The 14572-nt window shown below is 50.8% G+C and carries 14 protein-coding genes and 2 tRNA genes; 4 read left to right on the top strand and 12 right to left on the bottom strand.

Annotation, left to right across the window (positions count from 1 at the left end):
* Positions 1–93: 93 nt before the first annotated feature.
* Both BMX82_RS01595 and BMX82_RS01590 read right to left on the bottom strand, forming a co-directional pair.
* The gene (locus BMX82_RS01595) at positions 94–852 is read right to left on the bottom strand and encodes a hypothetical protein (RefSeq protein ID WP_091765475.1); all 759 of its coding nucleotides are present in this window, start codon (positions 850–852) and stop codon (positions 94–96) included.
* Between the two features lie 162 nt (positions 853–1014).
* A complete protein-coding gene (locus tag BMX82_RS01590; protein ID WP_036912469.1) occupies positions 1015–2316 on the bottom strand; it encodes a histidine-type phosphatase in 1302 nt (433 codons plus the stop codon).
* Positions 2317–2617: 301 nt separating this feature from the next.
* Between BMX82_RS01590 and BMX82_RS01585 the strand changes: the two genes are divergently transcribed.
* Positions 2618–2980 (top strand): hypothetical protein, encoded by a 363-nt coding sequence (locus tag BMX82_RS01585; RefSeq protein WP_036912466.1) that lies wholly within the window; start codon positions 2618–2620, stop codon positions 2978–2980.
* A gap of 76 nt (positions 2981–3056) precedes the next feature.
* Here the strand turns inward: BMX82_RS01585 and BMX82_RS01580 are convergent, their stop codons facing one another.
* The 6 genes from BMX82_RS01580 to BMX82_RS01555 all read right to left on the bottom strand — a co-directional run bounded on the left by BMX82_RS01580 (position 3057) and on the right by BMX82_RS01555 (position 8427).
* A complete protein-coding gene (locus tag BMX82_RS01580) occupies positions 3057–3446 on the bottom strand; it encodes a hypothetical protein (protein ID WP_091765472.1) in 390 nt (129 codons plus the stop codon).
* Between the two features lie 71 nt (positions 3447–3517).
* Positions 3518–3590, bottom strand: a tRNA-Lys gene (locus tag BMX82_RS01575).
* A gap of 42 nt (positions 3591–3632) precedes the next feature.
* A tRNA-Lys gene (locus tag BMX82_RS01570) sits at positions 3633–3705 on the bottom strand.
* A gap of 79 nt (positions 3706–3784) precedes the next feature.
* Entirely contained in the window at positions 3785–5266 is a 1482-nt protein-coding gene (locus tag BMX82_RS01565) for a DUF5687 family protein (RefSeq protein ID WP_091765470.1), read from the bottom strand.
* A gap of 17 nt (positions 5267–5283) precedes the next feature.
* Entirely contained in the window at positions 5284–5898 is a 615-nt protein-coding gene (locus BMX82_RS01560) for an outer membrane lipoprotein periplasmic chaperone LolA1 (protein WP_255396527.1), read from the bottom strand.
* A gap of 60 nt (positions 5899–5958) precedes the next feature.
* Positions 5959–8427 carry an FtsK/SpoIIIE family DNA translocase gene (locus BMX82_RS01555; protein WP_091766219.1) on the bottom strand — a complete coding sequence of 823 codons (2469 nt, stop codon included), beginning with the start codon at positions 8425–8427 and terminating at the stop codon, positions 5959–5961.
* 95 nt (positions 8428–8522) lie between these two features.
* On the opposite strand from BMX82_RS01555, the gene BMX82_RS01550 reads away from it, so the two are divergent.
* The 3 genes from BMX82_RS01550 (at position 8523) to tilS (ending at position 11655) form a co-directional block, all read left to right on the top strand.
* The gene (locus BMX82_RS01550) at positions 8523–9185 is read left to right on the top strand and encodes a 3'-5' exonuclease (protein WP_036912458.1); all 663 of its coding nucleotides are present in this window, start codon (positions 8523–8525) and stop codon (positions 9183–9185) included.
* Positions 9154–10329 (top strand): class I SAM-dependent rRNA methyltransferase, encoded by a 1176-nt coding sequence (locus BMX82_RS01545; protein ID WP_036912456.1) that lies wholly within the window; start codon positions 9154–9156, stop codon positions 10327–10329. The genes BMX82_RS01550 and BMX82_RS01545 overlap by 32 nt, the downstream gene beginning before the upstream one ends.
* A gap of 75 nt (positions 10330–10404) precedes the next feature.
* Positions 10405–11655: a tRNA lysidine(34) synthetase TilS gene (gene tilS / locus BMX82_RS01540; RefSeq protein ID WP_255396526.1), complete on the top strand. Its 1251-nt coding sequence runs from the start codon at positions 10405–10407 to the stop codon at positions 11653–11655.
* A gap of 60 nt (positions 11656–11715) precedes the next feature.
* On the opposite strand, the gene BMX82_RS01535 is transcribed toward tilS, so the two are convergent.
* The 4 genes from BMX82_RS01535 to BMX82_RS01520 all read right to left on the bottom strand — a co-directional run.
* Positions 11716–12015 carry a HigA family addiction module antitoxin gene (locus tag BMX82_RS01535; protein ID WP_255396525.1) on the bottom strand — a complete coding sequence of 100 codons (300 nt, stop codon included), beginning with the start codon at positions 12013–12015 and terminating at the stop codon, positions 11716–11718.
* Positions 12016–12067: 52 nt separating this feature from the next.
* On the bottom strand, positions 12068–12385 hold the full coding sequence (locus tag BMX82_RS01530) for a type II toxin-antitoxin system RelE/ParE family toxin (RefSeq protein WP_091765465.1): 318 nt from the start codon (positions 12383–12385) through the stop codon (positions 12068–12070).
* An 84-nt stretch (positions 12386–12469) separates the two neighbouring features.
* Entirely contained in the window at positions 12470–13951 is a 1482-nt protein-coding gene (locus BMX82_RS01525) for an Ig-like domain-containing protein (RefSeq protein ID WP_091765462.1), read from the bottom strand.
* 76 nt (positions 13952–14027) lie between these two features.
* The coding region (locus tag BMX82_RS01520) for a hypothetical protein (RefSeq protein ID WP_218142010.1) at positions 14028–14572 on the bottom strand (545 nt) is incomplete at its 5' end.

Raw genomic sequence — 14572 nt, 5'->3', positions numbered from 1 at the left:
AATCACCTTTAGCGGGTGCAAAAGTACTCATTTTATTTGGTACATGCAAATTTTAGACCTCTTTTTTTCGTTGAAATCTCTTTCTTTTATCGTTTACCAATCAAAATCAGGCTCATCTGGTGTTGCTGCGGTACAGATAAGAACCACTCCCGCTACTGCGGCAACGCTTAAGCATTCGCCAAGAATCGTACCCGTGGACTTGCCGCTGCGAAAGGCAAAGCAGGGCTTTGAGAACATATTGGTCTGTTGCAGTCGGCCATATTTGCTCACATAGTTGCGTGAGTCGATTCTGATGGTCTCTACATAGTCAGACACCGTAGCTCTGGTCTCAGGCTCGCCAAGTTCCTTGAAACTATATTGTATGTCGGCCCCCAGCAATAATGGTGTCCTGTTACGAGTGTAGCGACGTTTGCTCCCCTTGGTGAACTTCCTCCCTGTATCCAGAAACTTACCCTTACAGCGCTTTGAGAACCATTCGCTGGGTTTACCTATATATATCATATCAGGATTAAGCAATAGTGGCAGATGTTCCCATACATAGATTGGTGTGGTGCCGTGAGGAGCTATGGCCTGTAGACGGTTCTCGTAGAAGGGCGAAATATCCAGAGGTCTCGACATGCCGTTGACCCATGAGAACGAACGGCCTCGGTCTACGTAGATGATCTTGCTGGTAAGGTTCGAGATTTCGAGGAGGGCTGTGCCGTCTGTTGTCAGTACAATCTTCAGTCGGATATTATTGTCGGAATAGACTTCCGTTCCCTCGGCGGCCATCATGCAGTAGACGCCAACCTGACTGGCTGAGACGGTTGATGCGAAGAGCATCATGAGTAGAGTTGCAAATAGCTGTTTCATACTTTCACTGTTTGTTTTATTACTACTGCAAAGGTATTGGTTCTTCATAACACAGCCTAGGGGTATTCCCTATATGTCGATAGGAGTTCCCCTATTTGTTAAACAGAAAAGAGAGCAGTCCCGACGAGGGCTGCTCTCTTTCTTTTATCGAAGGGCTATACCTTACTTGTTTAATAGTGCCAGATAATATTCGCGAACGTCCGACCATTTGTAGTAGGGCCAGTTGTCGGTCTCGAGTGGTAGCTTTGCTTCGCGCTCGTTCAGCAATACCTTCACCAGCTTTTCGCCATCCTTATCTTTCTTGGGGCGATAGAAGATAAACTGTACGTTGCTGCCTGTAGGAATCAGATAATAGTTTCGGAACGAATTCTCGAGTTCGTCGAGATTGTCCACTGATACAGCGCTTCCGTCGAGGTCGAGCATACAAGCCAGAGGCAGCACGACGGTATCATGTCCGAATCTGAGCGAAGCCTGAACCTGGGTTACGGTGTCAGCAGTCTCGATAATGTTCTTCAGCAAGTTCTTCTGGTTCCAGGGCATCTTGTGTCCCGTCTGAGGCGCGTTGCTGTAGAGGATATACCAATAGAGGTTGTTGCTGCGCCACAAGTCGCGCAACTCTTCAGGAGTAAACAGTTCCAGCAGCGAGTCGTCGCCATCATGGCTTTGCATGTTGAGTGCAACATCAGCGATCTTACTCATCAGCGATCCCGTCTGTACATTCAGATATACCCAGTGCTGATCGTTGAAGAGCTGCTCCATCAGGCGTTCTGGATGCTTCAGGCTGTCGCTCATGGCCTGCTGCTTCTGCATAGCCCTCATGACGTTCATCTGAGGCATACCGCCACCGCCGCCACCTTGACGTGAGGGCGAATAGTTCATATAGAACATATCAGCCTTGCTGGCATCGTTGTAGATACGAGCCGAAGGGTTGGCAGCCTGAAACTCCTCACACTCTGCCATCATTGAGATGATAGCGCGGATAGAGGTTGTAGATACAGAATGTATGGGCAGGTTGGGACTCTTGAAAATCTCTGGGAAGTTCTGAGTCATACGCTTGGCGATGCCGTGATGCTGACGCTGACCAACAGCCGTCAGGTCGCCCAGACGATCCTTTGTAGTCTTCTGCATTGAGTCTAGTTTTGCCAGCACCTTGTCACCCAGAGGTGTCAGCTTGCCTGCGAACTTTGCTTTGCGCAGCGTCTGTACGGGCATGGCATAATCGTTCTCTTCGAGCAGATAGCGTGCTCCATGACGACCGTAGTGTGAGAAATAATAAGGTTCGTAACCTTTAGGGGTAGGTGTCAGCTTGCCTTTGGGCAGACGGTCGTAGTCGACCATGTTACCAGCAGCCAAGAACTTGTCTTCCGTAATTTCTTCCAAAGCTGACTTGCCCGAGAAACGGGCGATTTGTGCCGAGGCGGCAACTGTACTAGCCAATAATAGGCAGGTAATGATTTTTTTCATAAATAATAAAGTTATTCTATGTTGGTTGATTATAAGTTGTTATTTAAAACCGTGCAAAGGTAACACTTTTATTTGTAATTACCAAAGGTTTATTTGAATTTGATTAAAAAATTCTAATGATATAGGATATTTGATTTGTATCAATAAAAAGGCTGTGTTCGCACACAAACTCACAAATTGTTTGTTCAGTATCAAAAATCGTTGTACCTTTGCACCGTCAAAAGACATAAGGATAACAAATTAATTATTAAAGTAGGGCGGCTCGACACACCGTTCCGAGTAAAGAAAGAAAGGTAAAAAGATGAAAAAGATGATTTTGACAATGGTAGCAATGCTGAGTATGACAACCGCATTTGCTGAGGACGAGAAAGTAGCCGAGGTTAAGAACGCAGAGGCTTACGAGTTGAACATTAATTGCGACAAGCTCGCTCAGACCCTGAAGCTGGACGGTTTCCAGAAGGACGCTGTAGAGAACATTCACAAGACTTTCGCTTCAGAGCTGATGTTTGCTGCTCACTATGGTAACAGCGATCGCGACTCAATGGTTGAGAAGGCTATCAAGAACGATGTTAAGAGCATGCGTCGTGTACTCGATGAGGATCAGATGCACACTTACCTTCGTCTGCTGAACGCCACCATCAACAATCGTGGTCTCAACAAGTAAGAATCACAATATAATAAGGTTATTGTTGTTATTGAAATAGAGGCATTCCTTTTGGGGATGCCTCTGTTTTTTTGTATTATCTGATGGTCTGCTTTCCGAAGTATCCTGTCAGCAACAGTATCAGTGCCGAGCATGCCAGGATGCCGTCTGCTATTCCTGCAGGAATCATGAACAGCATCAGGTTCATGGTTATCACACAGTTTATCACAGAGAGGTAGAATCCCCACATTCTGTTTTTCAGTACGCCCATCGCGCCAATAACCCTTGTGATACCAAACATAACGGCCATAGGCATCATCAGCATCAGATTGTCCTTAAAGAAGTCGATGGCAAAGATAGGGGGCATTTCTGTCCCGCCAAGGCCTGAGGCGATAGAGGGCATCATCAGCAGCGAAGGAATCGCTTCAATCATAGCGCCGTGAATAATCATAAGAATTGCGGCAGCCTTCAGTTTCTTGTTAATCATACGGTTTTGATAATTTAGTAAAAAAATAGAGAGACAAGTCTTTTTAAAACTCATCTCTCTCTAACTCTTTGTACACCCGCAGAGGCTCGAACTCTGGACACCCTGATTAAGAGTCAGGTGCTCTACCAACTGAGCTACGGGTGCATCCCTTTTCATGATGAAAGGAGGTTTCTTTCCTCCCTTTTGTACACCCGCAGAGGCTCGAACTCTGGACACCCTGATTAAGAGTCAGGTGCTCTACCAACTGAGCTACGGGTGCATCATTTTTGTTTTGCGGGTGCAAAGGTACGCACTTTTTTTGATTCCACCAAACTTTTTGGCGATTTTCTTCAAAAAAGTTATTGTCTTGTGCCGTGGAAACCTTCTAAGTTCTCATATCTGCGCTCCATCATGCGCTTATAGATGTTTCTGATCCATAATTTATGTGTTGCGACGAAGGCGCCTCCGATGCCAATCATGACGAGATAAGTGTTCGTCATCCCGATGGTATAGAGTCCTATGCTCGTCAACACGATAGGTCCGATGAGAGCCGTCAGTTCGATAGCCAGCTGTCTGCCGTTCTCAAAGTTTCCTTTGGCCGTCATCTTCTGCTGAAGCGGCAGCGTCTGTTTGTTGTAGACAGCCAACTGGAAGATGATGAAGTGCAGCAGTCCTGCAGTCATCAGCATATATGCCAGCAGCATCAGCACGCTGTATTTGCCAGTAAACACGGCAGGCAGCATGATGAAGAATGGGATGACGAGTACGGCGGTATAGAACCAGTACTTAGCCTCGAGCACGGCGATGATGTTTTCGCGATGTGTCATCAGCAAGTCGATATAGTTGCCCTCCTGACCCATGATCTTCACCAAGACCGTGATGCCGTAGATAGCAAAGCAGTACATACCCCAGAAGTTCAGCGCCAGTTCCCCGTTATAGATTTCTGTATAGGCAATGATCAGCGAGAAGAAGATCACCACCGTCAGACTGATGATACAACGCGAGCGCATGGTCTTGTTGCGCATGTTCGACTTCAGTTCGATCTTCAGGTATTCTCCCACGATGCCGAAACGGTTCAGGAAACTGAACTGCGATACGTGCTTCAGTTTGCGCTCCTCCTTCTTCGAAATCTCCTCGTAGACATATTTGAACTGGAACCAGCGGTTGATGAAGAACAGCGCGACAATCAGCGCCAGAACGATAAGGATGAAGTACCAGCTTGTGCCAACCTCAATATAGGTATCGATCATTTTGTTGATCACCTTCTTGTTCATCGTGATCAGCGCAGGACTGAAGGGCAGCGCATAGAATGCGGCAGCAGGGATGAACCACAGCACGTTGCGATTGATGAGCGTGCGGAAGAAGAGATAGATCTGACTGTTGAAGATAATCAGCAGCTCTACAGTCAGCAGTTCGAGCAGCATAGGTCCGAAGCCAGCTCCGCCCACCAGGATGATGACAGAGTAGGGGATGAACATCGCCAACCACAACAGGTTGTAGGCACTCACATGCTCAGATATGAGGAAGCACTCGATGGCCGTATAGCGCGAGATAGGCTGCAGGATATACGGTTTCACCATCATGCCCGGAGTGGTCTGAACGATGAATCTCAGCATGAAGTCGATAGGCATCACAAGGGTCATGGCTGCTATCATCGTGCCAACATCGCCTTCTGCGGTCATACCGATCAGCGTTCCGTACATAATGAGATAGATGGCGAAAAAGGCGCCGCCCACATAGATAATGGCCTTGGCCCACTTGTTCTGTTCGAATGCCGGACTGCGCTTATAACTCAGGGTTGTGTTCTTACGGAGTAACTTGTATAGTTGGAATCTGTTCATATTGTCGAAGAGGGGTATTATCTGAGATCAATAACTTCTGCCTGTGGGAAATCTTTCGAGTTGAAGCGGAACTGGCTGTCGCTGATAGCCTGCTTCTTCAGGTTTGTGATGTCGAAGATGGTCCACTTCTTTCCCTGTAGCATTTTTACTTGAGTAGGCTGATACGTCGTTTTGCTGACGCTGATAAACAGTTCTTTGATTTTCTTGTCAGCAGTCGCCGCAGTAAGATGCACCACATAGTCCTTTCCCGACTTGTTCAAGGTATAGTTGTAGCCCTTCTTATAGAGGTTGATGAAGTTGTAGGGGTTGATAGCCTGCAGCTGTGCCTCTGTTGGCGTGCTGATGTTCACCTCGTCGTTATTCTTCATATAGGTCCACTGGGTCTTTCCGTCAAACCATATGGTGGCCTGTGGCGTTGTGGCGTAGAACTTCTTTCCTTTGATAGCGATCGAGCCGTTTGTCATTCCGTGCGTGCCCGACATTCTGAAGTTTGCCTTTACGCCTTCTTTTACCGTGATGCTTGCGGCAGCCTTGTCGAGCACGCTCTTAGCTGTCTGAGCCGTTGCAGTGAATAGTGAACAGTGAATGGTGAATAGCGCCATCACTGCCATCTTGATCATGTTTGTTTTCATTATCCTTATTCTTTTTACTTTTTTACCTTTTTACCTTTCACCTTTTTACCTTTTTACTTTTCACCTCAGTGCGTTGAGCAGGTTGTTCAGACTGTTCTCGTCCTGAATCATCACCTCACGCGGTTTCGAGCCCATCGCTGCGCCCACGACGCCAGCCTTCTCCAGCTGATCCATCAGTCGTCCTGCGCGGTTGTATCCGATAGCGAACTTACGCTGAATCAGCGAAGTGCTTCCGCTCTGGTTCACCACAATCAGGTGGGCAGCTTCCTCAAACAGCGGATCGAGGTGCTGCATGTCCACATCCCTTTCGCCCATGCCGCCCATATCGGCCTCTGGCATATCAGGCTCTGGCAGCTCAAACGGCATGTTGAAGCTCTGCTGCGAGGCGATGAACTCATTGATGCGCTCCACCTCTGGCGTATCCACGAAGGCACACTGCACACGGATAGGCTCTGCGCCGCCCAGGTAGAGCATATCGCCCTTACCTATCAGCTGCTGGGCACCCGTACGGTCGAGGATGGTCTTCGAGTCGATGCCCGCAGAGACCTTAAAGGCGATACGGGCCGGGAAGTTAGCCTTGATGTTACCAGTGATGATGGTCGTCGTAGGTCGCTGAGTGGCTATCACCATGTGGATACCAACCGCGCGCGCCAGCTGTGCGATACGGGCTATAGGCAGCTCGATCTCCTTTCCTGCCGTCATAATCAGGTCGCCGAACTCATCGATGATGACCACGATATACGGCATGTATCCGTGTCCGTTGCGAGGCGGAATCCTGCGCTCGATAAACTTCTTGTTGTATTCCTTGATGTTTCTCGCGCCAACCTCCTTGAGCAGGTCGTATCGTGTATCCATCAGCTTACATAGCGAGTTGAGCGTGCGCACCACCTTCGTCACGTCAGTGATGATGGGGTCGGCATCCTCGTCGGGCACCTTTGCCAGGAAGTGGTTAATCAGCGGGTTGTATATCGAGAACTCCACCTTCTTGGGGTCGACGAGCACGATCTTCAGCTCGCTCGGATGCTTCTTATATAATAAAGAGGTCACGATGGCGTTCAGTCCCACAGACTTACCCTGTCCTGTGGCACCAGCCACAAGCAAGTGGGGCGCTTTGGCCAGGTCGAACATGAATACCTCGTTGGTAATCGTCTTACCCACCGCACAAGGCAGTTCCATCTGGCTCTCCTGGAACTTCTTCGAGTTCAGGATCGACTCCATCGACACGATCGACGGTTTGGCGTTAGGCACCTCGATACCGATAGTACCCTTGCCAGGGATAGGCGCGATGATACGGATGCCCAGTGCCGAGAGGCTCAGCGCGATATCGTCTTCGAGCGAGCGTACCTTCGAGATTCTCACGCCAGGGGCCAGCGTAATCTCGTAGAGCGTGATCGTAGGACCCACGGTAGCCTTGATGCTGGCAATCTCGACGCCGAAGGTGCGCAACACCTCGACGATGCGGTTCTTGTTGGCCGTCTGCTCCGCCATGTCGATATAGGGTTTTCCGTCGTTGTCGTACTTCTTCAGCAGGTCGAGCGTCGGATACCTGTAGTTCTCCAGGTCGCGCTTGGGGTCGTAGGGCTCCATGCTGTCTGCGTCGACGAGCGTGTTGGCGTCGGCCTCTTCCTCGTCGCCCTTGGCCACCTCAACCTCCATCATCATCTCCTCGCTGTCAGCCACTCTGTGCCTTTCGGGCTTTTTGGTTCTGATGACGTTGTTGTCTTCGTTCTGATAGCCCTCGTCTATCACCACAGCGTCGCCGTTGCTCTTGAACTCCACGGTCTGCGTGGCGGGGTCGTCGTAAACCAGCTCTTCCTCCTCGTTCATCTGAGCCTCATACGACTCCACGGGCTCGTCGGGGTCGTTGTTCGTTACCTTGAACTTCACCTTGTCGATAAACTTCGACGGGTTCAGAATCTTGCGTATCACGAAGATGGTCTCAGCGCTCAGATAGGTCAGGAAGGCGATGGCCACCAGAGCCAGCAGCGCCGAAAGTCCTGGCGTACCTATGAGATTCTCGATATATTGGCTGATAAACATACCGTGGTCGCCCCCGGGGTTATAGCTTGCGTCGACGAAGAGCGGCGAGAGGAATTTAGCGAACGTCACCGAGCTCCACACCATCAGCACCATCAGCGAGAGGAACCATTTCAGCAGGTTTACGCGATAGGCCTTGATGAGATGAATGCTCAGCAGGAAGATGAACACGGGCACCAGGAAGGCCGACAGTCCGAAGCATCGCTTGATGAAGTACCACGAGACGTAGGCTCCCATGCTGCCGCATGTGTTGGCGAACTCGTGATTCTGGTTCAGCAGCTCGCCCTCCTTGGGGTCTTCGATCACGCTCTGGTCAGCCTCTCCCGTGGTGAAATACGAGATGAAGGCGAACATCATGTAGATGGCTACTGCCAGCAGCAGCACGCCAAACACGAATTTCAGTCTTTCGTTCAGGAAAATATCTTTAAAGCCCAGCACACCGCTCAGGCTGGAGCTGTTTTTGTCGTTTCTGGTTTTCTTTTTCTTGGCCATTTCCTTGTTCTTTTGCATATTTTGTTGCAAAAGTAGTTGAAAAAACTCAGATTTCATCATAAATCGCAGTTTTTTTTGTAATTTTGCACTCAGAAATGAAAAAGTTAATATATAATAAGTTCGAAAAGAGCAAGATTGCGAGCCTGCGAAGGGTGCTGTATACGGGCAAGACCGTAGTCGTTCTTTCAGCTGAGGAAGCCGAGCGCAGCGTCGATTACCTGCTGTCGCAACCTGTTCTTGGATTTGATACCGAAACACGTCCGTCTTTCCGCAAGGGCGTCCATTACAAGTGTTCGCTCCTTCAGGTTGCGAGCGACGACTGCTGCTTTCTGTTCCGTCTCAATCACATCGGACTCTCTCCAGCCATCGTTCGTCTGCTCTCCGACAAGACGGTCACCAAGGTTGGCCTGGCCTGGAACAACGATCTGATGTCGCTCCGCGAGCTGGGCGAGTTCGAGCCCGGAACGTTTGTCGACCTTCAGGATATGGCCCGCGAGCTGGGCATCGAAGACCAGAGTCTGGTGAAGCTCTACGCCAATATCTTCAATGGCCGCATCAGTAAGGCCGAGCGCCTGTCCAACTGGGAGCGCGACGTGCTGAAGGACTCTCAGAAGCACTATGCCGCCCTCGACGCGTGGGCTTGCGTGAATCTTTACCGCGAGATGCTGCGACTGAAGCAGACGGGCGATTACGAACTTGTTGTAGTAGCAGAAGAAACAAAACAGAATGATGAAACAGATATATCTGAAACGAGGTAAGGAGGAGAGTCTGCTGAGATTCCATCCCTGGGTGTTCTCTGGCGCCATTCAGCATGCCGACGAAGGCATCGCCGAGGGCGACATCGTGCGTGTAGTAACCGCTAACGGCGATTTCATCGCTGTGGGCCATTATCAGCAGGGCTCTATCGCTGTCCGCGTTCTGACGTTCAGCGACGTAGACATCGACGCCCGGTTCTGGGCTTCGCGCCTCTCGTCAGCGCTCAGGATGCGCCAGGCCATCGGCATCGCCGACAACCCTCAGAACAACACCTATCGCCTGGTTCACGGCGAGGGCGACAACCTGCCCGGACTCATCATCGACGTCTATGGCAAGACGGCCGTCATGCAGGCTCACAGCATCGGCATGCATCTCTGTCGCAAGCAGATTGCCGAGCAGCTGGTCGGCGTGATGGGTTCGCGCCTCGAGAACGTCTATTATAAGAGCGAGACCACGCTGCCCTTCATGGAAGAGATGCAGAACGGCTTCATCTATGGTGGCAGCGACGACAACGTGGCCCTCGAGAACGGCCTGAAGTTCTACGTCGACTGGCTGCGCGGGCAGAAGACGGGCTTCTTCGTCGATCAGCGCGAGAACCGTGCCTTGCTCGAGCGTTTCGCCAAGGGTAAGAGCGTGCTCAACATGTTCTGCTACACGGGCGGCTTCTCGTTCTACGCCATGCGTGGCGGCGCCCGCCTCGTCCATTCCGTCGACAGCAGCGCCAAGGCCATCGAGCTCACCAATCGCAACGTCGAGCTCAACTTCCCGGGCGACGAGCGCCACCAGGCCTATTGCGAGGATGCGTTCAAGTATCTCGAGCAGGCTGGCGACCAGTACGACCTGATCATCCTCGACCCGCCCGCCTTTGCCAAGCATCGCGGCGCGCTTCATAACGCCCTGAAGGGCTATACCCGCCTTAACAACAAGGCTTTCCAGAAGATTCAGCCAGGCGGCATCCTCTTCACGTTCAGCTGTTCTCAGGTTGTCACGAAGGACCATTTCCGCAATGCCGTCTTCACGGCAGCGGCCCAGGCTGGTCGCAAGGTCCGCATCCTGCACCAGCTTCACCAGCCAGCTGACCATCCCATCAACATCTACCACCCCGAGGGCGAATACCTCAAGGGCCTGGTGCTCTATGTAGAATAATTTTTGGAAATGAAGAGAAAAGTAGCAGGTTTCATCGCGAAGCACAGGCTTCTCGACCCCTCAGGGCTCCATCTCGTGGCGCTGAGCGGGGGAGCCGACAGCGTGGCGCTCTTGCGCGTTCTCATCGCTCTGGGCTATCGTGTCGAGGCTGCTCACTGTAATTTTCATTTACGAGGCGCTGAGAGCGACCGCGACGAGGCTTTTGTGAAGCATCTCTGCGAATCGTTCAATGTTCCGCTTCACTTAATTCATTTTGACACAGACGAATACGCCCGTGTTCATCAAGTAAGCATCGAGATGGCGGCTCGCGAGCTGCGTTATGGCTATTTCGAGCGTCTTTGTCAGGATATCGGAGCCTCTACGGTGTGCGTGGCCCATCATCGCGACGATGCCGTCGAGACCTTTCTGATGAACCTGCTCCGGGGCTCGGGCATCCACGGACTCACGGGCATCCGTCCCCGGAACGGCATCGTGGTGCGCCCGCTGCTGGGCGTGAGCCGTCAGGAAGTGCTCGAATACCTCGATTCCATCGCCCAGGATTATGTCACGGACTCTACAAACCTCGAATCCATCGTGCTGCGCAACAAGCTACGCTTGCAGGTTATCCCGCTCTTACAGCAGCTTAACCCGAAAGCGGTCGAAAACATCGATAAAACCGCCTCTTATCTCCGTGAGGCCGAGAAAGTCTACGATGCATTCATGCAGAATGCCGTCAGCACCGCCTCTTCAGCCTCTCAGACCATTTCTGCGGATGAAATTCTCCGACAACCGTCGCCCGAGTCTTTCCTCTTCGAGTGGCTGTCGCCCCATGGCTTCAATGCCTCACAGATAGAGCGCATACTGGCTGCGCTGATGGGCGAGCCGGGTAGGGAGTTCCTGTCGCCCAGTCACGTCCTGCTCATCGATCGCCGTACGCTCGTCTTAGAGCCCGTTTCCGAGCCTGTGAAGCCTCTCAGGGTGCCAGAATCAGGCAACTACCGCTTCAATGGCGAAAAACTGTTCTCTTTCAAGGAATCCGAAGAGGTATCAATTTTAAAATCAGCTGATTGCGCAACGCTCGATGCAGCAAACGTTCAGTATCCGCTGACCATCCGTCTGGTACAGGAAGGCGACGCTTTTTGTCCCTTGGGCATGGAAGGGCGCAAGCTGGTGAGCGACTACCTCACTGATCGTAAGCTGTCGCTTCTCGAGAAGCGTCGAACGCTTGTCGTCGTCAACGCCAATGGCGACATCCTCTGGCTCGTAGGCCACAGGCCCGACCATCGCTATCGAGTCACCCCCGAGACCACCCGTACCTTAAGTATTACTTTAAGCGAGAAATCTTAACAAAATAATAATCCCCGTCCTGAGCGTTCAGAGCGGGGATTGCTGTTTTTATTGCGTCCTTTAGAACACTGCTGCGATTTTGCGAATCTTCTCCAGTTTCTTCATAAACGACTTGTCTTGCTTAATCTTCTGCATGTTATAGTCTGCTTGCAGTCCTAGCCAGATGTTGGCATTAGTGCCGAGAGCAGCCTCAAGCATTAAAGCGTATTCCGTGGTTACGGGACGCTTGCCGTTAAGTATTTCGTTAAACACTGTATACGACACTCCCATCTGCTGAGCCAACTCCTTCTGAGTAAGTCCCCGTGCCATGATCTCATCCTTAATCATCTCCCCTGGATGAATCAGTTCTGAAGACGTCATTTCGTTGGCAGTTCTACCCTTTTTAATATTACGCATCTCAACCATAACCTTACTATTTATAATGATTCGACAATTCCATAATGTTGCATATAGTCACCACAGGTTCATCTTCCGTTTCCGTGATGGTGAATTCCACACGATACTGATCGTTGACTCTAACAGAGAACCTCCCTTCCTTGTCGCCGTGAAGTGCCTCGAAATGGAGCGATTTGAATGGATACAAGTCCTCTTTGCGTTGTGCCTGAATCAAGTACTTGACAGCCTTCTGGTATCCTCTGACTATTTGGGGCTGAAACCTGTATTTCTTCAGTCCTGTAACCCCTTTTCTATAGAGATTCTCCAGATAGTCTTCATTGAATGTTACAACCATGATGAATATATTTTCGGCTGCAAAGATAAACAAAAGAATTGAAATTCGCAAAATATCGAATCGATTTTTTATTGCGCTGTTGGGTTATTCTGCTGCTGCGGCGATGGTCCAGCCAGCGGGGATGCCTTTATTGCCTTTTATCCAGGGCACATTCGCATTGATCTGTGCATTATTAGCTGTTCCCTCCAGACTGCTATTCATAGCTGCTATATAATCAGAATAAGCGCTATTGATATAAATCGTCTTTGTCGTTACGGATTCATCTGTGCCAGCATCAACGAGCCAGTGAGCAAGGCACCAGCCAGCACTGAGATCCGTAGCCTTACAAGTAACGCTGGACAATTTCTTACAGCCTTGGAACATACTAGAATAGCAGCGTTCTGCCAGCGTCTCGGCGGGCAGCTCTGGCGCCGTGGTCAGGCTTTCGCAGTCTTCGAACATCGAATCATAGCAGTGTTCAGCCAGTATTGTGGCGGGCAGTTCTGGTGCTGTGGTCAGGTTTTTGCAGCCATTGAACATACTACTATAGCACGCTTTCTTCATTGTCGTGGCGGGCAGTTTGGGCGCTGTGGTCAGGTTTTCGCAGCCTTCGAACATCGAATCATAGCAGTGTTCAGCCAGCGTCTCGGCAGGCAGTTCTTCTGGCGCTGTGGTCAGGTTTTTGCAGGCCGTGAACATGCCATAATAGCACTCTTTCTTCATCACCGTGGCGGGCAGTTCTGGCGCTGCGGTCAGGTTATTGCAGTTCGAGAACATACAATAATAGCAGTCTTCTGTCAGCGTCGTGGCGGGCAGGAATATATGGTGATCAGCGTCCTTGTTCTTCAGCATATTTTGACCATTGAACAATCCCATGAAGGCATAGCCGGCTGTCAACGTCTTGTTGGTGGGGTAGTTGTCCTTGTTTATCAGACTCATCACGTTGCCATAAACGTAAGTCTCGGCTGAGAGAAAGAACTGACGACAATCGTGTAGAAATTCACTTCCGTACGCCTCATTTGTGCCTCGGAACGAGATCTTGTCGCCCGCAGCAGCCAGCGTAACGCCAGCCGCTGTCAGGTCGTCCTTCCATGTGATGCCGCCATCGAGCGAGTACTCTACGTTAGGAACGACATCGGAAAAGACTTCTTTAAGCTTAACGGTCGCCCCATCCACAGCAGCCTCGAAGGTGAGCGGTGTCTCCAGGTTGACCACCACGCTGACGTCGCATGTGGCCTTCTTGCTGCCCGCCTTGGCAGTGATGACAGCCGTTCCTGTGCCCACGGCATGAACCACACCCGCGTCGTCTACCGTGGCGACACTCTCGTCAGACGACGACCATGTGACATCAAAGTCTTCAATGTCAGCGGGACTTACCGTCGCTTCGAGCGTCACCTCTTTACCATTGCCATAAGCCATCTCAAGTGTCGTCTCGTCGAGCGTCACAGCCGTTACGGCTATTTTTGCGGGGTCGTCATCATGCGCCGGATTATCCGTTTCGCCCAACAGTTCGTCGCACGATGTCTGCATCATGGTCATTGCCACCAGCAACGCCATACAGGAAAGTTTCTTGATTGTCAGTTTCATCTTGTTTATTGTTTTTAGTTTTCCCCCAGCGCTTTCTCGACGCTGGGGGGATTGCTGTTTTTATTGCGTGGCGGGGTTATTCTGCTGCTGCGGCGGCGATGGTCCAGCCAGCAGGAATGCCGTTAATGCCTTTTTTCCAGGGCACATTCGTATTGATCTGGTCATCATCAGCTGTACCTTCCAGATTGCTATTCATAGCTGCTATATAATCAGAATAAGCGCTATTGATATAAATCGTCTTTGTCGTTACGGATTCATCCGTGCCCGCATCCTCGAGCCAGCCATTAAGGCACCAGCCAGCACTGAGATTCGTAGCCTTGCAAGTGACGCTGGATAATTTCTTACAGCCATAGAACATCCAATAATAGCACGATTCTGCCAGCGTCTTGGCGGGCAGCTCTGGCGCTGTGGTCAGGTTTTTGCAGCCCCAGAACATGCCACTATAGCACTCTTCTGCCAACGTTGTGGCGGGAAGTTTGGGTGCCGCGGTCAGGTTTATGCAGTCTTGGAACATGCCATAATAGCACCCATTAGCCAGCGTCTCGGCGGGCAGTTTGGGCGCTGTGGTCAGGCTTTCGCAGCCCGCGAACATATTATTATAGCAGTCTTCTGCCAGCGTCT

This window comes from Prevotella sp. khp7 (genome assembly GCF_900109055.1).
Lineage (GTDB): Bacteria > Bacteroidota > Bacteroidia > Bacteroidales > Bacteroidaceae > Prevotella.
Note: the sequence above shows the minus strand (reverse complement) of the source record. Positions and strands in the feature narration are given on the sequence as shown.